Source organism: Variovorax sp. P1_H12_2, assembly GCF_056405335.1.
The window spans coordinates 1-20,821 of sequence record NZ_JBFUCI010000060.1 but is presented as its reverse complement, the minus strand read 5'-3'; the positions used below and the strand labels follow the sequence as shown (position 1 = coordinate 20,821).

General features: G+C 67.0%; 19 protein-coding genes. 17 read left to right on the top strand and 2 right to left on the bottom strand.

Going from position 1 to position 20,821, the window contains the following annotated elements:
- From AC1D2K_RS09020 to AC1D2K_RS08940, 17 genes are all read left to right on the top strand, one after another.
- Window positions 1-433, top strand: a 433-nt coding sequence (locus AC1D2K_RS09020; RefSeq protein WP_478088070.1) for a Rossmann-fold NAD(P)-binding domain-containing protein, incomplete at its 5' end; no start/stop codon positions are given.
- Window positions 433-1,371: a carbamate kinase gene (gene arcC, locus AC1D2K_RS09015; RefSeq protein ID WP_478088072.1), complete on the top strand. Its 939-nt coding sequence runs from the start codon at window positions 433-435 to the stop codon at window positions 1,369-1,371. The genes AC1D2K_RS09020 and arcC, both read left to right, overlap by 1 nt.
- Before the next feature lie 69 nt (window positions 1,372-1,440).
- Window positions 1,441-2,202, top strand: a complete 762-nt coding sequence (locus AC1D2K_RS09010) for a bestrophin-like domain (protein ID WP_478088068.1) — start codon at window positions 1,441-1,443, stop codon at window positions 2,200-2,202.
- 73 nt (window positions 2,203-2,275) lie between these two features.
- Entirely contained in the window at window positions 2,276-2,734 is a 459-nt protein-coding gene (locus AC1D2K_RS09005) for a universal stress protein (protein ID WP_478088066.1), read from the top strand.
- Window positions 2,731-3,408, top strand: coding sequence for a hypothetical protein (locus AC1D2K_RS09000; RefSeq protein WP_478088064.1), 678 nt, complete (start codon window positions 2,731-2,733; stop codon window positions 3,406-3,408). The genes AC1D2K_RS09005 and AC1D2K_RS09000 overlap by 4 nt, the downstream gene beginning before the upstream one ends.
- Before the next feature lie 108 nt (window positions 3,409-3,516).
- Window positions 3,517-4,293, top strand: coding sequence for a PAS domain-containing transcriptional regulator (locus AC1D2K_RS08995; protein WP_478088062.1), 777 nt, complete (start codon window positions 3,517-3,519; stop codon window positions 4,291-4,293).
- A 179-nt stretch (window positions 4,294-4,472) separates the two neighbouring features.
- Window positions 4,473-5,336, top strand: coding sequence for an FAD binding domain-containing protein (locus tag AC1D2K_RS08990; RefSeq protein ID WP_478088060.1), 864 nt, complete (start codon window positions 4,473-4,475; stop codon window positions 5,334-5,336).
- 31 nt (window positions 5,337-5,367) lie between these two features.
- Complete coding sequence (locus tag AC1D2K_RS08985; protein WP_478088058.1) at window positions 5,368-5,859, top strand: (2Fe-2S)-binding protein; 492 nt, start codon at window positions 5,368-5,370, stop codon at window positions 5,857-5,859.
- Window positions 5,860-5,926: 67 nt separating this feature from the next.
- The gene (locus AC1D2K_RS08980; RefSeq protein WP_478088056.1) at window positions 5,927-8,341 is read left to right on the top strand and encodes an aerobic carbon-monoxide dehydrogenase large subunit; all 2,415 of its coding nucleotides are present in this window, start codon (window positions 5,927-5,929) and stop codon (window positions 8,339-8,341) included.
- Between the two features lie 24 nt (window positions 8,342-8,365).
- Window positions 8,366-9,004, top strand: coding sequence for an SRPBCC family protein (locus tag AC1D2K_RS08975; protein ID WP_478088054.1), 639 nt, complete (start codon window positions 8,366-8,368; stop codon window positions 9,002-9,004).
- Between the two features lie 7 nt (window positions 9,005-9,011).
- Window positions 9,012-9,929 carry an AAA family ATPase gene (locus AC1D2K_RS08970; RefSeq protein ID WP_478088052.1) on the top strand — a complete coding sequence of 306 codons (918 nt, stop codon included), beginning with the start codon at window positions 9,012-9,014 and terminating at the stop codon, window positions 9,927-9,929.
- Window positions 9,926-11,092: a vWA domain-containing protein gene (locus AC1D2K_RS08965; protein WP_478088050.1), complete on the top strand. Its 1,167-nt coding sequence runs from the start codon at window positions 9,926-9,928 to the stop codon at window positions 11,090-11,092. The genes AC1D2K_RS08970 and AC1D2K_RS08965 overlap by 4 nt, the downstream gene beginning before the upstream one ends.
- A 32-nt stretch (window positions 11,093-11,124) precedes the next feature.
- Window positions 11,125-12,012, top strand: a complete 888-nt coding sequence (locus AC1D2K_RS08960) for an XdhC family protein (RefSeq protein WP_478088048.1) — start codon at window positions 11,125-11,127, stop codon at window positions 12,010-12,012.
- A gap of 1 nt (window position 12,013) precedes the next feature.
- The gene (locus AC1D2K_RS08955; protein WP_478088046.1) at window positions 12,014-12,688 is read left to right on the top strand and encodes a nucleotidyltransferase family protein; all 675 of its coding nucleotides are present in this window, start codon (window positions 12,014-12,016) and stop codon (window positions 12,686-12,688) included.
- Window positions 12,689-12,794: 106 nt separating this feature from the next.
- Complete coding sequence (locus tag AC1D2K_RS08950; RefSeq protein WP_478088044.1) at window positions 12,795-13,949, top strand: acyl-CoA dehydrogenase family protein; 1,155 nt, start codon at window positions 12,795-12,797, stop codon at window positions 13,947-13,949.
- 20 nt (window positions 13,950-13,969) lie between these two features.
- Window positions 13,970-15,175: an acetyl-CoA C-acetyltransferase gene (locus tag AC1D2K_RS08945; protein WP_478088042.1), complete on the top strand. Its 1,206-nt coding sequence runs from the start codon at window positions 13,970-13,972 to the stop codon at window positions 15,173-15,175.
- 17 nt (window positions 15,176-15,192) lie between these two features.
- A complete protein-coding gene (locus AC1D2K_RS08940; RefSeq protein WP_478088040.1) occupies window positions 15,193-17,316 on the top strand; it encodes a 3-hydroxyacyl-CoA dehydrogenase NAD-binding domain-containing protein in 2,124 nt (707 codons plus the stop codon).
- Between the two features lie 101 nt (window positions 17,317-17,417).
- On the opposite strand, the gene AC1D2K_RS08935 is transcribed toward AC1D2K_RS08940, so the two are convergent.
- Both AC1D2K_RS08935 and AC1D2K_RS08930 read right to left on the bottom strand, forming a co-directional pair.
- A complete protein-coding gene (locus AC1D2K_RS08935) occupies window positions 17,418-19,121 on the bottom strand; it encodes an acyl-CoA dehydrogenase family protein (protein WP_478088038.1) in 1,704 nt (567 codons plus the stop codon).
- Window positions 19,122-19,215: 94 nt separating this feature from the next.
- The coding region (locus AC1D2K_RS08930; protein WP_478088036.1) for a class I adenylate-forming enzyme family protein at window positions 19,216-20,821 on the bottom strand (1,606 nt) is incomplete at its 5' end.

The following is a 20,821-nucleotide window of genomic DNA, read 5'->3' as shown; positions in this document are numbered from 1 at the left end:
GCTGTGGCCTTCGGAGGAGTTCGCCTCGATCGCGCGCGACCTGGCGGCGCGCTACGGCGCCCGGCTGACCGTCACCGACGATCCGGCCGAAGCCGTGGCCGGCGTGGACTACATCCACACCGATGTCTGGGTGTCCATGGGCGAGCCGAAGGAGGTCTGGAAGGAACGCATCGGCCTGCTGATGAAGTACCAGGTCAATGCGGCGCTGATGAAGGCCAGCGGCAATCCGAACGTCAAGTTCATGCACTGCCTGCCCGCTTTCCATGACACGGAGACCACGCTGGGCAAGCAGATCGCCGACACCTACGGCATCTCGGACGGGCTCGAAGTGACCGACGAAGTCTTCGAGTCCGAATGGAACATCGCCTTCGAGCAGGCCGAGAACCGGATGCACACCATCAAGGCCATCCTCGTTGCGACGCTGGGAGACTGATCGTGCTGATCGTCACCGCCCTGGGAGGCAACGCGCTGCTGCGGCGCGGGCAGCCGATGACCGCGGAGAACCAGCGCGAGAACGTGCGCATCGCCGCCAGATCGCTGGCGCCCGTCGCGCGTCAGCACGACCTGGTGGTCGGGCACGGCAACGGGCCGCAGGTCGGCCTGCTGGCGCTTCAGGGCTCGGCGTACGCGGCGGTCGAGACCTACCCGCTCGACGTGCTGGGCGCGGAGACCGAAGGGATGATCGGCTACATGATCGAGCAGGAACTCGGCAACCTGCTGCCCTTCGAGCGCCCGTTCGCCACGCTGCTGACCATGGTCGAGGTCGACCCGAAGGACCCGGCCTTCGCGAATCCGACCAAGTTCATCGGCCCGGTGTACGAAAAAGACGAAGCCGACCGGATCGCTCTCGCGAAAGGCTGGGTCTTCAAGCAGGACGGCGACAAGTGGCGCCGCGTGGTCGCGTCGCCCGAACCCAAGCGCATCTTCGAGCTGAGGCCGATCAAGTGGCTGCTCGAGCACAACACCATCGTGATCGCTGCGGGTGGTGGCGGCATTCCGGCCGCGTATGGACCGGGCACAGAGCGCAAGCTGGCCGGCATCGAGTGCGTGATCGACAAGGACTTCGCGACCGAGTTGCTGGCGCGCGAACTGGGCGCCGACCTCTACGTCATGCTGACGGACGCCGACGCGGTCTACATGGACTGGGGACAGCCGACCCAGCGGGCGATCCGCAGGGCCGCGCCGGAAGCGCTGGCGGCCCTGCCGTTCGCCGCCGGCTCGATGGGGCCCAAGGTCCAGGCCGCGTGCCGCTTCGTGCGGGCGACCGGCAAGCGCGCCGCCATCGGGGACCTCGCCGATCTCGGCCGCATCATCGCCGGCGAGGCGGGCACGATGGTCGCCGCGAATGTCGACGGCATCGTCTACGCATAAGCGCACCGACCCCGGCGCAGCGGCAAGGCCGCGCGCGAAGAGCGAATGGCCGGCCCCGCCGGAGACGCCATGCTGACGGACTATCCGCTGATTGTCTTCGTCGTGTCTTTGGCGCTCCTCTTGTCCTCGGTGTGGGCGGGGGTGAGGATCTTCAGAAGACGGTGGAAGCCCCGGGAGAGCATGCGGGATGACTTCGGCGTCATCCAGGCCGCGGCGCTGACGCTGCTGGGGCTCATCATCGGCTTCACGTTCTCGATGGCCATCAACCGCTACGACCAGCGCAAGAACCTCGAGGAAGCGGAGGCCAATGCGATCGGTACCGAATTCCTGCGGGCCGACCTGCTGCCTGCGGCGGATGCCGCCAGGGTCCGGGCGCTGCTGGCGGAGTACTTCGACCAGCGCGTGCTCTTCTACACGACCCGCGATGCCGAGCAGCTCAAGCAGATCAATGCCCGCACCGCGCAGTTGCAGGCCGCCCTGTGGTCGGCGGTCGCCGTACCGGCGGCCGCGGCGCCATCGCCGACGATGGCCGTCGTGGTCATCGGAATGAACGACGTCCTCAACGCCCAGGGCTACACCCAGGCCGCCTGGTGGAACCGGATTCCTTCGGCCGCCTGGGCACTGATGCTGATCATCGCCGTCTGTTGCCACCTGCTCGTCGGCTATGGCGTGAAGGATCCCAGGGCGGAGCGCACCCTGCTGCTCGTCCTGCCGCTGGTGATGTCGATCTCGTTCCTTCTCATTGCGGACATCGACAGCCCGCGCGGCGGCGTGATCCGGGTGAAGCCCGACAATCTGTTGAGTATTGCGGCGTCGCTGCGCCCGCGTTGAGGCGCGTCAATTCGCGCATCAGGCCATGGAGGACACTATGGATGGCCAGCTTCACCCGACGGAAGGAGCTCTCATGTACCAACGCATTCTGGTTCCACTGGACGGAAGCGAGACCTCGTTGCAGGGGCTGGACGAGGCCGTTCGCATGGCCTTGCGAGACGGTGCGACGCTGCGCCTCGTCCATGTCCTCAACAAGTTCAGGCGGACCACCGGCTACGCCTCGACCGCCTCGTTCTCGGAGCTGCTGCCGGGCATGAAGGAAGCCGGCGAACAGCTGCTTCGGGAGGCCCGCGATCGCGCCGAACGCGGCGGCGCCAAGACCGAGACCAAGCTCCTCAGTTCGCTGACCGGTGCATTGTCGGAAATGGTCGCGGACGAGGCGGCGGACTGGCACGCCGACCTGATCGTGATCGGCACGCATGGTCGCCGAGGCATCGAGCGGATCCTGTGGGGCAGCGATGCGGAGCAGGTCCTGCGGGTCGCGAATGTGCCGGTGCTGCTGGTCCAGGCAGCGGGCGGAGAAGAGCCATGATCGAAGAAGACGTCGACGGCGTCGCCACCGCGGCGCGCACACCGGTGCTGAGTCCCGTGGACCGCGTGTCGGAACTGCTGTTCGGCCTGTTCATGGCGCTTTCCTTCGTGGGCGCCGTGTCGGTGGCGGAGTCCGGGCGCGAGGACATCCGCAAGATGTTCGCCGCCGCCCTGGGATGCAACCTCGCCTGGGGCCTGGTCGATGCGGTCATGTACCTGGTGCGCACGGTCACCGACCGCGGCCGGTGGCTCACGCTCGTGCGCTCCGTTCGCGCGACCGCGGACGCGGAAATCGGTCGCCGCCTCATCTCGGACGCCCTGTCGCGGGTCGGGGCGAAGTTCATGATGGAGGCCGAACTCGAAGCCGTTCGCGGGCGCATCCTCGCGCTGGCGTCCGTGCCGGCGCGGCCGGTTGTTCTCAAGGACGACCTGCTCGCCGCGATCGCGATCTTCCTGCTCGTGGTCGCGTCGACCTTTCCGGTGGTGCTGCCCTTCGTGCTGATGCAGGACGTCGGCATCGCCAAGACCTTGTCCCGTGCCATCGCGCTGGCAATGCTGTTCGTCGGCGGGCTCGCTCTCGGACGCTACGCGGGCTACGGAAGCTGGAGGGTCGGGTTCATCATGGCCGGGCTTGGCATCGCGCTGGTGGCCGCGATCATGGCGCTCGGAGGTTGAACCACTGGCACCGAGGGGAAGGCGTCACGGCCGGCAGGATCCGATGCGCAGCGCAGCAAACAGTGATCCAATCGTGCCAAGGCGGATCACACGCCGCTGGAGACCCAGATGCTCGTGCGCAGTCCGCTCTATCTGCTGGAACGATTCGATCCTGGCGTGGTCCAGCTCGACAGCGAGCTTCGGGTCATCGCCATGAACAGCCTGGCCCGGCGTCTGCTGCCGGTCGAGGACAAGCAGCCGTTCGAGAAGATGGTGCTGTCTTTTCACCCCGAGCGCTCCGTGGCCAAGGTGAAGTTCCTGTTGGACCAGGCCGAGTGCCCGGTCAGCAACCCGCCGCCGATGACCATGATCATCAACATCCCGGAACGGGTGTTGCTGATCAAGGTGACCAAGCTGTCCGACCTGCACGGCGATACCACCGGCTACACGCTGATCTTCTACGACATCACCGAACAGGTGAGCGGAAATGAACCGGCGCTGGCGATGACACCGGGGAGCCCCGCTGCGGAGCATCCCGCGCCCGCCAAGCGGCAGCTGCACAAGATCCCGACCGTTTCGCAGAACCGCATCGTGCTGGTCGATGTGGAGGCGGTGACGTACATCCGCTCGGAAGGCCACTACACCTGGGTCAGCACGGCGCAGGGCTCGAGCTTCTGCAATCTCAACATCAGCGACCTGGCGGAGCGGCTCGACGGTGCGTCCTTCTTTCGCATCCATCGCAGCTACCTCGCGAACCTCGATTTCGCCGAGCAGATCCTGCGCGACGAAGGCAGGGTCAGCCTGAAGCTGCGCGGCGAATCCACGGCGCTGCCGGTGGCGCGCACGAGCGTCGCCCGGCTGCTCGAACAGCTCGGGATCGGCGAGGTCGACACCCTGAGAAACTGACCGGCAGCGCGCCGCGCCGCGGATTGGGGATAACCCGTAGCGGCGATCCGGCGCCCGCCGTTCATGCGCGCAGCGCTGCCATTCGTGCGTCCCAAGCGCTCGTTCGTGCGCCGGACCCGTTCGGCGGATGCGTCTGGTTCTAAGTTCTCCAGGCACCCCTTCGACTGGAGACAAGAACAATGATCCCATCCGGATTCGACTACCACGCGCCCCGTTCGGTCGGCGACGCGATCGCACTGCTCGGGCAGTACGGCAGCGACGCCAAGCTGCTGGCCGGCGGCCACAGCCTGCTGCCGATGATGAAGCTTCGCTTCGCGCAGCCGGCGCACCTGATCGACCTGAACCGCATCGAGACGCTGCGCGGCATTCGCGAAGAGGGCGACACCATCGTGATCGGCGCCATGACGGTCGAGAACGAGTTGATCCACTCGCCTTTGCTGCAGCAGAAGCTGCCGCTGCTGCCCGAGGCCGCGAAGCAGATCGCCGACCCGCAGGTGCGCAACCGCGGCACCATCGGCGGCGACATCGCGCATGGCGACCCCGGCAACGACCACCCGGCGCTGTCGCTCGCGCTCGACGCCGTGTTCGAGCTCGAAGGGCCGAAGGGCACGCGGCGGGTGTTGGCCGACGGCTTTTTCCACGGCACCTACATGACCGACATGGCCGAGGACGAGGTGATGACCGCGATCCGCATGCCGGCCTTCGCGCCCGGCACCGGCCATGCCTACCAGAAGCTCAAGCGCAAGACCGGCGACTGGGCCACCGCGGCGGCGGCGGTGGTGCTGCGGATCGACGGCGGCAACGTGAGCCACATCCGCATTGCGCTGACCAACCTGGCGCCGACCGCCCTGCGGGCCACGGACGCCGAAGCCGCGCTGCTCGGAAAGCCGCTGACCGAAGCCGCGATCGCCGATGCCGCCGCGCGTGCGATGGCGATCTGCGACCCCGCCGAGGACCTGCGCGGCGACCGCGACTACAAGACTGCGATGGCCGGCCAGATGGTGCAGCGCGCGCTGCGCGTGGCGCTGTCGCGCTGCGCCTAGGCGCGATCAGGAAGAACCAAGGAGCCGACCCATGGGCAAGCAGATCATCCACATCACCGTCAACGGCAAGCGCCTCGAGAAGGCGGTCGAGCCGCGCACGCTGCTGATCCACTTCCTGCGCGAGGACTGCGGCCTGACCGGCGCGCACATCGGCTGCGAGACCAGCCATTGCGGCGCCTGCACCGTCGATCTGGACGGCCAGTCGGTCAAGAGCTGCACCCACCTGGCGATCCAGTGCGATGGTTCGCAAGTGCTGACCGTCGAGGGCCTGGCCCAGGGCCCGCTTCTGCATGCGGTGCAGGAAGGCTTCTACAAGGAGCACGGCCTGCAATGCGGCTTCTGCACGCCCGGGATGCTCATGCGCTCGTACCGCTTCCTGCAGGAGAACCCGAATCCGACCGACGAGGAAGTGCGCGCCGGCCTCGGCGGCAACCTGTGCCGCTGCACCGGCTACCAGAACATCGTGAAGGCGGTGCTGCACGCGGCGGCGAAGCTGCGGCAAACCGAAAAGGTGGCCGCATGAGCACGCACGGCCGCCCGAAGGGCGAATTCCCCCTTGGGGGGACGGCGCGTAGCGCCAAGGGGGTCCAATGAACGCCCCGATGGATCCGGCGCTGCTGGAGCGCGCCGCTGCGCTGCAGGGCATGGGCGACAGCCGCCTGCGCAAGGAGGATGCGCGCTTCATCCAGGGCAAGGGCAACTATGTCGACGACATCAAGATGCCCGGCATGCTGCACATGGACATCGTGCGGTCGCCGGTCGCGCATGCACGCATTCGCAGGATCGACAAGAGCGAGGCGCTGAAGGTGCCCGGCGTGATCGCGGTGCTCACGGCCGAAGACCTGAAGCCGCTCAAGCTGCACTGGATGCCGACCCTGGCCGGCGATGTGCAGGCGGTGCTGGCCGACGAGAAGGTGCACTTCCAGATGCAGGAAGTCGCGGTCGTGATCGCCGAGGACCGCTACGCGGCCGCCGACGGCGTCGAGGCGGTGATCGTCGAGTACGACGAACTGCCGGTGGTGCTCGACCCCTACGCCGCGCTGGCGCCCGACGCGCCGGTGCTGCGCGAAGACCTGGCCGGCAAGACCGAAGGCGCGCACGGCAAGCGCGAGCATCCGAACCACATCTTCACCTGGGAGGCGGGCGACAAGGCCGCGGCCGACGCTGCCTTCGACACGGCGCCGGTCACGGTGGCCGAGCGCATCTACTATCCGCGCGTGCATCCTTGCCCGCTCGAGACCTGCGGCTGCGTGGCCTCGTTCGATCCGGTCCGCGGCGAGCTCACGACGTACATGACCTCGCAGGCGCCGCACGTGGTGCGAACCGTGGTGTCGCTGCTGTCGGGCATCCCGGAGTCGAAGGTGCGCATCGTCTCGCCCGACATCGGCGGCGGCTTCGGCAACAAGGTCGGCGTGTATCCGGGCTATGTCTGCGCGATCGTCGCCAGCATCGTGCTCGGCAAGCCGGTGAAGTGGATCGAGGACCGGATCGAGAACATCTCGAGCACCGCCTTCGCCCGCGACTACCACATGGACGGCGAGATCGCCGCCACGCAAGACGGCAAGATCCTCGGCCTGCGCGTCAACGTGGTCGCCGACCACGGCGCCTTCGACGCCTGCGCCGATCCGACCAAGTACCCGGCGGGCATGTTCCACATCTGCTCGGGCTCCTACGACATCCCTGCGGCCTGGTGCAGCGTGAAGGGCGTGTACACCAACAAGGCGCCCGGCGGCGTGGCCTACCGCTGCTCGTTCCGCGTGACCGAGGCGGTCTATGTCATCGAGCGCCTGGTCGATATCCTGGCGCAGCAGCTCGGTATCGACAAGGCCGAGATCCGGGCCAGGAACTTCATCCGCAAGGAGCAGTTCCCCTACACCTCGGCCTTCGGCTTCGAGTACGACTCGGGCGACTACCAGGGCGCGCTCGACAAGGTGCTGGCGGCCTGCGACTACAAGGGGCTGCGGGCCGAACAGGCGGCCAAGCGGGCCGATCCGGCCTGCCCGACCTTGATGGGCATCGGCCTGGTCGCCTTCACCGAAGTGGTCGGCGCCGGACCCAGCAAGATGTGCGACATCCTCGGCGTCGGCATGTTCGACAGCTGCGAGATCCGCATCCACCCGACCGGCAGCGCGATCGCGCGCATGGGCACGATCACGCAGGGCCAGGGCCACCAGACCACCTATGCGCAGATCATCGCGACCGAGCTCGGCATTCCGTCGGAAGTGATCCAGGTCGAGGAGGGCGACACCAGCACCGCGCCCTACGGGCTGGGCACCTACGGCTCGCGCTCGACCCCGGTGGCCGGCGCGGCGATCGCGATGGCCGCGCGGAAGATCCATGCCAAGGCGCGCAAGATCGCCGCCCACCTGCTCGAGGTCGGCGAGAACGACCTCGACTGGGAGATCGACCGCTTCAAGGTCAAGGGCGACGATGCGCGCTTCAAGTCGATGAAGGACATCGCCTGGGCGGCCTACCACCAGGCGCCTCCGGGGCTCGAGCCGGGCCTCGAGGCGGTGCACTACTACGACCCGCCGAACTTCACCTTCCCGTTCGGCGTCTACCTGTGCGTGGTCGACATCGACCGCGGCACCGGCGAGACCAAGGTGCGGCGCTTCTATGCGCTGGACGACTGCGGCACGCGCATCAACCCGATGATCATCGAAGGCCAGATCCACGGCGGGCTGACCGAAGGCTACGCGGTCGCGATGGGCCAGCAGATGCCTTTCGATGCCCAGGGCAACCTGCTGGGCAACACGCTGATGGACTACTTCCTGCCGACCGCGGTCGAGACGCCGAAGTGGGAGACCGACCACACCGTGACGCCGTCGCCGCACCACCCGCTGGGCGCCAAGGGCGTGGCCGAATCGCCGCACGTCGGGTCGATCCCGACCTTCACTTCGGCGGTGGTCGATGCCTTTGCGCACCTCGGCGTCAGGCACATGGTCATGCCGCACAGCGCGTACCGCGTCTGGCAGCAGCTCAAGGAAAGCGGCGTCGCGCTCTGAGGCGCTGCACCGGACCGTCTACACATGGAAGTCAAACTCGACAAACGCTATCCGCTCGACGTCGACCCCCGGCGCGCCTGGACGCTGCTCGCCGATGTGCCGGCCACGGCCGGCTGCATGCCCGGCGCGGCCATCACCGAGAAAGTTGACGACACCCACTACAAGGGCAGCGTCAAGGTCAAGGTCGGGCCGGCCAACGCGGCCTTCGCCGGCGACATCGAAGTGCTCGCGCTCGACGCGGCGAGCCAGACCCTGCAATTGCTGGGCAAGGGTTCGGACCGCGGCGGATCGTCGGCATCGATGAATCTCACGGCCACGATCGAAGCCGGCGAGGCCCCCGGTACGTCGGTGCTGGCGGGCCATGCCGAGGTCATCGTCAACGGCAAGTTCGCGCAGTTCGGCGGGCGCCTGATGGTGCAGGTGTCGGAGATGCTGCTCGGGCAGTTCGTCGACAACTTCCGTCTGGCGGCGGCGGCCTTGCCGCAGCCGCAGGCGGCGACCACCACTGCGGCGACCGTGGTCGAGCCCGCCGCCACCGCGCCGGTCCGGGCGGGGGACGCCCCCGCGCCCGCGCCTGCCGAGGCCAAGGAGATCAACGCGCTCGCGATCCTGTGGCAACTGGTCAAGGGCTGGGTGGCCGGCCTGTTCGGCAGGCGTGCCTGAGCCCGCCATGACCGATGCCGAGCTGCGAGAGTCGCTCCACCGCGCCGGCTACATCGCCGACGAGAGCCTGGCGACCACGCTGTGGCTGGCTGGCGAACTGGAGCGTCCGCTGCTGATCGAGGGCGACGCCGGCGTCGGAAAGACCGCGCTGGCCGGCGCGCTGGCGCGGGCGCGCGGACAGGCGCTGGTGCGGCTCCAATGCCATGAGGGACTGGACCTGTCGCAGGCCGCCTACGAGTGGAACTACGGCCGCCAGCTGCTGGCGATCCGCCTTGGCGAGACCCGGGCCGAGGGGCTCAAGGAGTCCGACCTGTTCGCACGCGACTACCTGCTGGAGCGGCCGCTGCTGCAGGCCATCTCGAGCGAGCAGCCCTGCGTGCTGCTGATCGACGAGATCGATCGCGCCGACGAGGCCTTCGAGGCCTTTTTGCTCGAGGTGCTGGCCGACTACCAGATCACAGTGCCCGAACTCGGCACCGTGCATGCGAGGCACATCCCGCAGGTGGTCCTGACCAGCAACGGCACGCGCGAGCTGTCGGATGCGCTGCGCCGGCGCTGCCTGTACCACTACCTCGACTATCCGAGCCTGGCGCGCGAGATCGCGATCGTGCGCGCCACCTTGCCGGATGCCGAGAGCGCGCTGATCGAGCAGGCGGTGGTCTTCGTACAGCGGCTGCGGCGCGAGGACCTGGCCAAGAAGCCGGGCGTGGCCGAGACGCTGGACTGGGTGCGCGCCCTGCATCGCCTGAGCTTCAAGGCGCTGCCCGAGGATCCGCATGCGCTCGGCGCCACGCTGGCCTGCCTGCTCAAGACGCGCGAGGACCGCTTCCAGTTCGGCGAGGATCGCGTGCGGCAGCTGATCGAAGGGCGGCGCGCGGTCGGCGTCGCCGAGAAGGCACCGCCATCGACGGTGGCGCCGACATGAACACCGTGGCGAGTCCGCTGGAGAGCATCGCCGGGTTCGCCGCGCTGCTGCGCGACCATGGCATGAAGGTCGGCATTGCCGAGCAGCAGGCCTTCGTCGAGGCGGCGCTGCGCCTGCCGCTCGCGCGGGCGGCGCGACTCGACCCGGCCTGGCGCGCGATCGCCTGCCACGACGCGAACGACTGGCGGCGCTGGCCCGAGCTGTTCGACGGCTACTGGCATCCGCAGCGCGCCAGGGGCCGCACCCGGGTCGGCGGCCAGACGCGGCCGAGCCGCAGCCTGCAGCAGGTGGTGCAGAGCCTGCATGAGCGCATGGAGGGCGGCATGCCTTCGGCGCGGCCTGGCCAGGCCGACACCGCGCTCGACAGGCCGGCCGTGACCGAGGACGAGCCGGCGCTGCCACGCGCAAGGGGCGGCGCCAGCCGCACCGACGCATTGCACGACCGCTCGCTGTCGCAATGGCTGCCGCAGGACCTCGCGCTGCTGCAGAGCCTGGCCGAGCGGATCGCGCGGCGGCTGCGCAAGCGCTTGACGCGGCGCTGGCAGGACGATGCGCAGGGGCGCCGTCTCGATGTTCGGCGCACGCTGCGCGCCAGCCTTCGAACGGGCGGACTGCCGATCCATCCGGCATGGCGCGCCGCGCGGCGGGAATGGCCGCGGCTCTTCATCCTGGTGGATGTCAGCCGGTCGATGGAGACCCATGCCCAGCTGTTCCTGCGCATCGCGCGCGCCTTCGTCGCCGCGATGAACGCGCGGGTGTTCGTGTTCCACACGCGGCTGGCCGAGGTCACGCCGCTGCTGCGCAGCGACTCGGCCGCGGTGCAGGAGAAGATCAACGCCGTCACGGCCGGCTTCGGCGGCGGCACCCGCATCGCCACCAGCGTGGCCGACTTCCACGCCGTGCATGCGCGCGCACAGCTTCAGCGCAACGCGCGCGTCTGGGTGCTGTCCGATGGCTTCGATGCCGATCCACCGGAACGGCTGGCGCAGGAACTGGCGCGCGTGCGCGCGCGCGGTGCACGGGTGCACTGGTTCCATCCGTCCGAGGCGCCGCCGGCATCGCAGGCGATGCAGGCGGTGATGGCGCAACGCGAACTTGTGGACGGTTTCTCGCGTCTCAACAGTCTGAGCGATCTTGCCGATCTCGCGAAGCATCTGCGCTGAATCGCCCGCATCCCCCTGAAGGAGAAGATGACATGAGCCACGCAGACACCGTCCTCGAGGCCGCGCGCCGGCTGCAGCAGGCCGGCACGCCCTGTGCGCTGGTCAGCGTCGTGAAGGCGCTGCCGCCCGCGTCCGCGCATCCGGGCGACAAGGCGGTCGTCACCGCCGACGGCGAGATGCAGGGCTGGGTCGGCGGCGGCTGCGCGCAGCCGGCGGTGATCCGCACCGTGCGCCAGGCGCTGGCCGACGGGCGGGCCCGGCTGATCCGCATCGCGCCGGCCGAGGAGGGCCACGAACGCGACCTGGGCGACGTGCTCGAGTTCGGCATGGCCTGCCATTCCGGCGGCACGCTGGAGCTGTTCGTCGACCCCTTGCTGCCGCGCGCAGAACTGGTGGTGATCGGCAATTCGCCGGTGGCGGCCAGCCTGGTGCAGCTCGGGCCGCGCGTCGGCTTCGCGGTGACGCTGGTGGCGCAGGGCGCGCAGGCGGCGGACCACCCCGATGCCTGCCGGGTCATCGACCGCGACGACGTCGCCACCGTGGGCCCGCAGATCGGGGCCGGCGCCTGGATCGTCATCGCGACGCAGGGGCGCCGCGATCTGCAGGCGCTCGGGCTGGCGCTGTCGCTGAACGCGCGACAGGTGTCCTTCGTCGCCAGCGCGCGCAAGGCCCGGGTGTTGAAGGATTCGTTGATCACCGCGGGCGCCGATGCCGCCGCCGTGGCCGCCATCGTGGCACCGGCGGGCTATCCGATTTCGGCATCGACGCCGGAGGAGATCGCGCTGTCGGTGCTGGCGGCGGTGGTGGCGAATCGGCGCCGGTCCGCCGCGGCCCCAACGCTCTGCGCCACGCAAGAGGCCTGGGCCGACGACAGGCCGGTCGCCGCGCTGCCGGCCCGCTCGCCGTGCTGCGGAGGCTGAMATGGGCTGCATCCTCAAGGGCGGCGGCGGGCTCCATGCGCGCCTCGCCGTGGGTGCGGTGCTGCTGGCCGCGGGCGCCGGCACCCGGCTCGGCGGACGGCCCAAGTCGCTGCTCGAACTCGGCGGCGTGCCGCTGATCCGGCGCCAGCTGATCGCGCTGTCGGGCGCGGGCGTCGACGAGGTGGTCGTGGTGCTGGGCCACCATGCGGAAGCGATCGAGGCGGCGGTGCGCGAATTTCCGGTGACGCTGGCGCGCAACCCGTCGCCCGACGACGGCCAGGCCTCGTCGGTGCGCACCGGCCTGCAGGCCCTCACGGGAAAGCTCGACGCGGTGGTCGTCGCGCTGGCCGACCAGCCGATGATCAATGCGCAGGACATCACGGCGCTGATCGGCGCCTTCAAGAAGCGCGGTGAGGCGTCGATGGTGGTGCCGCGCGTGGCCGGCGAGCCCGGCAACCCGGTCATCTTCGAGGCCGAGCTGCGCGACCAGTGGCTGGCCGGGGATGTCAACGGCGCCTGCCGCCGCTGGCGCGAGACCCATCCCGAGCGGGTGCACTGGCTCGACACCGACAACCAGCGCTACCGCGTCGACATCGACACGCCGGAAGACCTCGAGCGCTTCGCGAAGCGCACCGGCCACATGCTGCGCTGGCCCGCCGCACTGGCGGCCGCCTGAATCCCTGTCTTTCGCTTCCCTGGACAAGACCGTGCATTGACAAATAGGTCGTATGACCCATAATTGCGCCAATGGGTCATGCGACCTATTGTTGATCGGTGTTTCCATGGGCGCCCCAGTGACGATTGCACGCACACTTTTCGAAGAAGACCATCAGATGTTCCGCGACGCAGTGCGTCGCTTCATGGAGACGGAGGTCACTCCCAACCACGCTCACTGGGAAGAGCAGGGCTATGTGGACCGCGAGATCTGGCGCAAGGCCGGCGCGGCGGGCTATCTGTGCCCCAGCCTGCCGCAGCGGTACGGCGGTGTGGGCGTCGATATCCGCTACAGCGCCATCCTGTTCGAAGAGCAGTTCCGCGCCGGCGCCACGGGCCTGGGCTTCGGCGTGCATTCAGAAATCGTCGCGCCCTACATTCATCACCATGGCAGCGAATACCTGAAGAGCACCTACCTGCCCAAGCTGGCCAGCGGCGAGATGGTGGGGGCCATCGCGATGACCGAGCCCGGCACCGGCTCGGACCTGCAAGGCATCCAGGCCACTGCCGTGCGTGACGGCGACCACTACATCCTCAACGGTTCCAAGACCTTCATCACCAATGGCTTTCATTGCGACCTGGTGGTGGTCGTGGCCAAGACCCCAACCAGCGCCCCCGGCTCCAAGGGCATCAGCCTGTTCGTGGTCGACACCACGATGGCCGGCTTCGTCAAGGGCAAGCGCCTGCACAAGATGGGCATGGACGCGCAGGACACGTCGGAGCTGTTCTTCGAAAACGTGCGTGTGCCGGCCTGCAACTTGTTGGGCGAGGAGGGCCGCGGCTTCGGCTACCTGATGCAGGAGCTGCCCTGGGAGCGCCTGCAGATCGCGATCAGCAGCGCCGCGTCGGCGCGCGCGGCGCTGGGCTGGACCCTTCAGTACGTGCGCGACCGCAAGGCCTTCGGCAAGTCGATCGCCGAGTTCCAGACCGTGGCGCACAAGCTGGCCGAGATGAAGACCGAGCTCGAGATCGCCCAGGTGTTCGTCGATCGCTGCATCGAACTGAAGGTGGCCGGCGAGCTGACGGCCGAGACGGCCTCGATGGCCAAGTGGTGGGTCACCGAGCTGCAGTTCAAGGTGATGGACCGATGCGTGCAGCTGCACGGCGGCTACGGCTACATGCGCGAATACCCGATCGCGCGCGCCTGGGCCGATGCGCGCGTGCACCGCATCTTCGGCGGCACCAACGAGATCATGAAAGAGCTGATCAGCCGCACGCTCTGAATTCACACGAAGGAAAAAAGATGGAAGCACTCGTTTACGACGCCCTGCGCACCCCGCGCGGCAAGGGCAAGAAGGATGGCTCGCTGCACGGCGTGACGCCGCTGGAACTGGCCGCTTGCGCGCTGCGCGCGGTGCGCGATCGCCACCAGCTCGACACCGCCGTGATCGACGATGTGGTCCTGGGCTGCGTGACGCCGGTGGGCGAGCAGGGCGCTTGCATCGCCCGCGCGGCGGCCCTGGCGGCCGGCTTCGATCAGCGCGTTGGCGGCGTGCAGGTGAACCGCTTCTGCGCCTCGGGCCTGGAGGCCGTCAACCAGGCCGCCGCGCAAGTGATGTCCGGCCAGGCCGACCTGACCGTGGGTGGGGGCGTGGAGAGCATGTCGCGCTTGGCCATGGGCTCGGACGGCGGTGCCTGGCCGGTCGACCCTCGTTCGGCCATTCCGACCTATTTCGTGCCGCAGGGCATTTCGGCAGATGCCATCGCGACCCAGTCGGGCTACTCGCGCCGGATGCTGGACGCTTACGCGGCCGAGAGCCACCGTCGCGCGGCGCACGCGCAGGCGCAGGGCTGGTTCGCCAGGTCGGTCGTTCCGGTGCGCGACCTCAATGGCCTGTTGATCCTGGACCGCGACGAGACCGTCCGCCCGCAAACCAGCGTGGACTCGCTGGGCGCGCTGAAGGCATCCTTCGGCGACATGGGTGAGAAATTCGGCTTCGATGCCGTGATCCGACAGCGCTATCCGGAGATGGAGAGCGTCGAACACACGCACCATGCCGGCAACAGTTCCGGCATCGTCGACGGCGCGGCCGCCGTGCTGATCGGCAACCGTGCCGTCGGCGAGCGCATCGGCCTCAAGCCCCGCGCCCGCATCCGCGCCTTCGCCACCGTGGGCTCCGAGCCGTCCATCATGCTCACCGGCCCGAGTTTCGCGGCTGAGAAGGCGCTCAAGCGCGCCGGCATGAAGGCCTCCGACATCGACCTCTGGGAACTCAATGAGGCCTTCGCCGCCGTGGTGCTGCGCTTCATGGAGGTGATGGCCGTGCCGCACGACAAGATCAATGTCAACGGCGGCGCCATCGCGATGGGCCATCCCCTGGGTGCCACCGGCGCCATGATTCTCGGCATCCTGCTCGACGAGCTTGAGCGCCGCGACCTGTCCACCGGCCTGGCCACGCTGTGCGTCGGCGCCGGCATGGGCATCGCCACCATCATCGAACGCGTCTGAACGAGGACCTCCCCACCATGATCGACTACACCCTCGACGCACAAGGCATCGCAACACTGAGCTGGGACATGCCCGGCCGCAGCCAGAACGTCATCAACGGCGAGAGCAGCGCGGCGCTGACCGAAGTGGTCAACAGGGCCGCGTCCGACGGCGCGGTCAAGGCCATCCTGATGACCTCGGCCAAGTCCGRTTTCTTCGCCGGCGGCGACCTCGAATGGCTGCTGGCCGCCGACGGCGCCGAAGCGCTGTTTGGCCGCACGCGCGAGCTGCACGCCGCGCTGCGCAAGCTCGAGACCTGCGGCAAGCCCGTGGCCATGGCCCTGCCGGGCACCGCCCTGGGCGGCGGTCTGGAGATCGCGCTGGCCGGCCACTACCGCGTGGCGGCCGACAACGCGCGTGCCCGCTTCGGCCTGCCCGAAGTCACGCTGGGCCTGCTGCCGGGCGGCGGTGGCACCCAGCGTCTGCCGCGCTTGATCGGCATCCAGAACGCGTTGCCGCTGCTGCTGGAAGGCAAGAAGCTCAAGGCCGCCGAGGCGCTGAAGCTGGGCATTCTGCATGCGGTCGTGGCTGCGGGCAGCGAGATCCAGGCCGCGCGCGACTGGCTGCTGGCGCAGACCGCGCCGGTGGCCCAGCCCTGGGACACGAAAGGCTTCAAGATTCCGGGCGGCGCCGTACAGAGCCCGGCCGTGCAGCAGCTCTTCGGCGCGGCCAACGCCATGCTGCGCGCCAAGACCTTCGGCAACTACCCGGCGCCGGCCCACATCCTGTCCTGCGTCTACGAAGGTCTGATCACCGACTTCGATACCGGCACGAAGACCGAGGCGCGCTACTTCGTCGCCACCGTGCTGTCGCCCGAGGCCAAGAACATGATCCGCACGCTGTTCTACAGCATGGGCGAGGCCAACAAGCTGGCCGCGCGCCCGGCCGGCGTGCCGACCCAGAGGTACACGAAGGTCGGCATTCTCGGCGCCGGCATGATGGGCGCGGGCATTGCCTATGTGACTGCCAAGGCCGGCATCGTCGCCGTGCTGCTGGACACCAGCCAGGAGGCGGCCGAACGCGGCAAGGACTACTCGCGCAAGCTGCTGGACAAGCAGGTGGCACGCGGCCAGACGACTCGGGAAAAGGCCGAGGCCTTGCTCTGCCGCATCGTCGCCACCACCGAGTATGCGCAGTTGGACGGGGTCGAGATGGTCATCGAGGCGGTGTTCGAAGATCGCGCCATCAAGGCCGACGTGACGCGCAGGAGCGAGGCCGTGATGGGAAGTGGCGCGATCTTCGCGTCCAACACCTCGACCCTGCCGATCACCGGCCTGGCCGAATCGAGCAGCCGGCCGGCCAGCTTCATCGGCCTGCACTTCTTCTCGCCGGTCGAAAAGATGCCCCTGATCGAAGTGATCATCGGCAAGCAGACCAGCGACGAGACCCTGGCCCGCGCGCTGGACTACATCAAGGCCGTGGGCATGACGCCCATCGTCGTCAACGACTCGCGTGGCTTCTACACCAGCCGGGTGTTCTCGACCTATGTGCTCGAGGGCATGGCCATGCTGGCCGAAGGCATCAACCCCGCGCTGATCGAGAGCGCCGGCCTCCTGGCCGGCATGCCGGTGGGACCGCTGGCCCTGACCGACGAGGTGAGCGCCGAGTTGTGCGTCAAGGTCGACAAGCAAGCGCGCGCGGACCTGGGCGATGCGTATCGCGAGCCGGCCGGCATGGCCGTTGCCCGGCAGATGGTCGCGCTGGGCCGCATCGGCAAGAAAGCCGGCAGGGGCTTCCATGAGTACCCCGAAAGCGGCAAGAAGTTCTTGTGGCCGGGGCTGGCTGAATGCTTCCCGCCTGCGGCGGAGCAGCCCGGCGTGGAGGAACTGGTGCAGCGCATCGTCACCGTGCAGGCGGTGGAGACCGCGCGCTGCATGCAGGAGGGCGTGCTGACCACCGCCCGCGATGCCGATGTGGGCTCGCTGCTGGGCTGGGGCTTCCCGCCCTTTCGCGGCGGCACGATCAGCCAGATTCACACGACCGGCATCCCCGCCTTCATCGACCGGTGCGAGGCCCTTCAGGCCCGGCACGGCGAGCGCTTTGCCGTGCCGCAGCTGCTGCGCGACATGGCGGCCAAGGGCGAGAGCTTCTACCGGAGGTGAGCCCAGGCCCGCTGTCGCCGGTTGCTCCTGGGCGCATCGGCGAAGTGGGTCTGGCGCCTGGAAGCGTCAAATTCCGCCGCGTGAAGCAGCGGAAAGGGCCGTCAAAGCGGCATGGCACGTTGAATGATCTCTTTGCAATCGGTGCCGTAAGGCAGTGTTCCGTACTGATGCTGCCCCTTTGCGGCAAGGCGCGAATGGCAGAACGCATCGGCGGTGTTTCCCGTCGAGTGCCGAGTCAACAGCGCGGCCTGCAATGCCAAAGCCATCCGGTCGACGAGATGGCGGGAAGAGAATTCCATCGCGACGGGGTCCGAACGCAGGGCATGCATGTCCTTTTTCAACTCGCTCACGTAGTCGCCGAGTATTCTGCTCTGGCCGGCTGCTTCGCCCACTTCGTCGAAAAACAGTTCCAGCAAGCCCGGCGTCTTGTTGAGGGCACGCAAGACATCGAGACATTGAACATTGCCCGGGCCTTCCCAGATGGCATTGATCGGCGCCTCGCGGTAGAGGCGCGGCATCGGGGAGTCCTCCATGACGCCGCTGCCGCCAATGCACTCCATCGCCTCATAGGCGTGGTGTGGCGTGCGCTTGCAGATCCAGTATTTGCCGATGGCGGTGACCAGGCGCACGAGCCCGTCCTCGCTGGGCTGATCACGATGGTCCATGGCGCGCGCCATGCGGAACGACATCATGGTTGCCGCTTCCGATTCGAGCGCCAGGTCGGCCAGCACGTTTTGCATCAGCGGCTGGTCGACCAAGGTCTTCCCGAAGGCGGCGCGGTTCTTGCAATGAAACAGCGCCTCAGCGGCGGCTCGCCGCATGCCGGCGGATGAGCCGATCATGCAGTCGAAACGCGTCATGGCAACCATTTCGATAATGGTCGGCACGCCTCGGCCTTCGGGGCCCACGCGCCAAGCCAGGGCGCCGCGCAGCTCGATTTCAGTCGAGGCGTTGGAGCGGCCGCCCATTTTCTTCTTCAATCGCTGAATTTGAATCGGGYTCTTTTCCCCATTGGGCTTCCAGCGAGGCAGCAAAAAGCAGGTCAATCCGCCCGGGGCATGGGCCAGGACCAGGAAGGCGTCGCACATCGGTGCCGACGAGAAAAATTTGTGCCCCACCAGAACATAGGCTTCGGCGCCGGATTCCTTGCCGATCGGATAGGCCTTCGTTGTATTGGCGCGCAGATCCGTGCCGCCCTGCTTTTCAGTCATCGCCATCGAAATGGTCACGGCCTGCTTCTGGCTGTCTGTGACATTGCGCGGATCATAGGATCGGGCGAGAATTTTCGGTTCCCATAGGGCAGCCAGATCCGGCTGCAAGCGGAGCGCCGGTATGGACGCAAAGGTCGCCGTGACCGGACAGCAATGACCGACTTCCACTTCGGTCTGCATATAGTATTTGGCCGCCCGCACCACATGGGAGCCGGGTCGCGGATCAGCCCAGGGCGAAGCATGCAGGCCTTCTTCAATGGCTGTTTTCATCAGCTTGTGATAGGCCGGATGAAATTCCACCAGATCCACGCGGGCGCCGAAGCGATCGTGGCTATCGAATTCCGGCAGGTGCTTGTTGGCCAGGACACCCAGTTCCAGATAGTCCGCAGTTCCGGTGAGCGCGCCGAAGCGCTGCAGGTCGTCCACGCCCCAGGCGCCGCCCTCGCGTTTCACGGCATCCATCAGCACGCAATCGCCGGCATAGAGGTTGTAGTCCGCCAGTTCACGCGTCTGGTTCAGCACCGCGTGGGTGTTGGCGTAGAAGGGGTCGCTGGCGGGCAACAAGGCCGGATCGAATTCTTTCAGGTAGTTCATGGTAATTAATTGTTGAGTAAAAGATATGATGCCGCCTCGAAGAAACGCACGCGTGGCTTTTCTCGAGGGCCATGGCCGTTCGGCTGCAGCCAGGTTACGCAGATTTCTCTTGCTCCAGCTTTCTCAATTCTCTTCTCAGAACCTTTCCGACGGCGCTCTTGGGCAGGGTCTTGATGAATTCAACCGATCGAGGAACCTGATAGGTCGACATATTCTCCTTGCAGTACTCAATGATGTCCTCCGCCGTCACTGGCTCCATATCGCCTTCCTTGAGCACGACATAGGCTTTCACCGATTCGCCCCGGTAGTCGTCAGGTACGCCTATGACGGCGACCTCCAATACGGCCGGGTGCTTCATGACGGTTGATTCGACATCGAATGGAGATATGTTGTGGCCGGAGGCGATGATCAGATCCTTGATCCGGTCGACAAAGAAAATGAAGCCGTCCTTGTCCATATACCCGGCATCGCCGGTGCGGACCCAGCCGTCGGGCTGGAAGGTCGCCTTGGATTCCTCGGGCTTGTTCCAGTAGCCCTTCGAGGTTTGCGGGCTGCGGTACATGATTTCGCCCGTCTCCCCGATCGGAACCATGGCCCTGGTTTCCGGGTTCACGACCTTCACTTCTCCATTGGTGGGAACGCCAATGGATGCATTGCTCTTCTTGTTCTGGATGTTCACGATCGCGCCGGCGTTGCATTCGGTCATTCCCCAACCCTGGGTCAGTTCCACGCCGGTCTTTTCCTTCCACAGCCGCTGAACCTCCGCGGGGACCGGCGCCCCGGCGGCGATGCAGACGCGCAGCCGGCGCAGGTCGTGCCTGGAAAGGTCCGGGTGATTCAGCAACGCGATGAACATGGTCGGTATACCGAGCATGGTGGTGACTTCATATCGATGAAGATAATCCAGATACTTGCCGGGCTCGAACATGGGCATGAGAACGACTGTCCCGCCCTTGTAAAGCGTTGGATGCAAGAATAGATAATAGCCGCCGATGTGGAACATCGGCAGCAGATGCAAATTCACATCGTTGTGCGATATTCCAATTGGCTGGCAATGGGAAAGGTTTGCATGCGCCATGTTGAAGTGGCTCAGCATGACCCCCTTCGGTGGCCCCGAGGTGCCGGCCGTGTAGATCAACAGGGCCATATCCTCTTTCGGATCGACGGCCACTGCCGGCGGATGGGTCGGGTAATTTTCGATGCAATCCATGAAATCAATCGCATCCGGCATGATTTTCTTTTCCGGATTCATTGCGGGTGGAATCCAGCATCCCGGTTCGGAAATGTCGGCCAGGTGAACGCTGATGACGTGGCGAAGCCCGGTGCTTGCCTTCACCTTTTGGATGAGGGGATAAAATGCATCCAGAAAGACGATGGCCAGGGCGCCCGAATCGTTCAGGACATGCGCCAGTTCATCGGTCTTGAACATCAGGTTGACCGGCACCGCGATGGCGCCAATCTTGAGGATGGCGTGAAAGGCGATGACGCTCTGGGCCGAGACCGGCGTCATGACGCAGACGCGGTCTCCTTTCTTGACACCCAAATCCGCGAGTGCGGTCGCGAATTTGTCGGACATCTGGTCCATTTCCCTGTAGGAAATTTTCTTCTCACAGGAAACCAGAGCGGTCTTCGATGGGAATCGGCGGGACGATTCCCTGATGGCGTCATAGAAATTCTCCTCCGGCGTCGGCGGCATGGGT

What these genes read in the sequence shown, in the direction of transcription:
- AC1D2K_RS09010 (WP_478088068.1), top strand. Translation starts at nt 1,441, where the DNA reads ATGCTGACGGACTATCCGCTGATTGTCTTCGTCGTGTCTTTGGCGCTC.
- AC1D2K_RS09005 (WP_478088066.1), top strand. Translation starts at nt 2,276, where the DNA reads ATGTACCAACGCATTCTGGTTCCACTGGACGGAAGCGAGACCTCGTTG.
- AC1D2K_RS09000 (WP_478088064.1), top strand. Translation starts at nt 2,731, where the DNA reads ATGATCGAAGAAGACGTCGACGGCGTCGCCACCGCGGCGCGCACACCG.
- AC1D2K_RS08995 (WP_478088062.1), top strand. Translation starts at nt 3,517, where the DNA reads ATGCTCGTGCGCAGTCCGCTCTATCTGCTGGAACGATTCGATCCTGGC.
- AC1D2K_RS08990 (WP_478088060.1), top strand. Translation starts at nt 4,473, where the DNA reads ATGATCCCATCCGGATTCGACTACCACGCGCCCCGTTCGGTCGGCGAC.
- AC1D2K_RS08985 (WP_478088058.1), top strand. Translation starts at nt 5,368, where the DNA reads ATGGGCAAGCAGATCATCCACATCACCGTCAACGGCAAGCGCCTCGAG.
- AC1D2K_RS08980 (WP_478088056.1), top strand. Translation starts at nt 5,927, where the DNA reads ATGAACGCCCCGATGGATCCGGCGCTGCTGGAGCGCGCCGCTGCGCTG.
- AC1D2K_RS08975 (WP_478088054.1), top strand. Translation starts at nt 8,366, where the DNA reads ATGGAAGTCAAACTCGACAAACGCTATCCGCTCGACGTCGACCCCCGG.
- AC1D2K_RS08970 (WP_478088052.1), top strand. Translation starts at nt 9,012, where the DNA reads ATGACCGATGCCGAGCTGCGAGAGTCGCTCCACCGCGCCGGCTACATC.
- AC1D2K_RS08965 (WP_478088050.1), top strand. Translation starts at nt 9,926, where the DNA reads ATGAACACCGTGGCGAGTCCGCTGGAGAGCATCGCCGGGTTCGCCGCG.
- AC1D2K_RS08960 (WP_478088048.1), top strand. Translation starts at nt 11,125, where the DNA reads ATGAGCCACGCAGACACCGTCCTCGAGGCCGCGCGCCGGCTGCAGCAG.
- AC1D2K_RS08955 (WP_478088046.1), top strand. Translation starts at nt 12,014, where the DNA reads ATGGGCTGCATCCTCAAGGGCGGCGGCGGGCTCCATGCGCGCCTCGCC.
- AC1D2K_RS08950 (WP_478088044.1), top strand. Translation starts at nt 12,795, where the DNA reads ATGGGCGCCCCAGTGACGATTGCACGCACACTTTTCGAAGAAGACCAT.
- AC1D2K_RS08945 (WP_478088042.1), top strand. Translation starts at nt 13,970, where the DNA reads ATGGAAGCACTCGTTTACGACGCCCTGCGCACCCCGCGCGGCAAGGGC.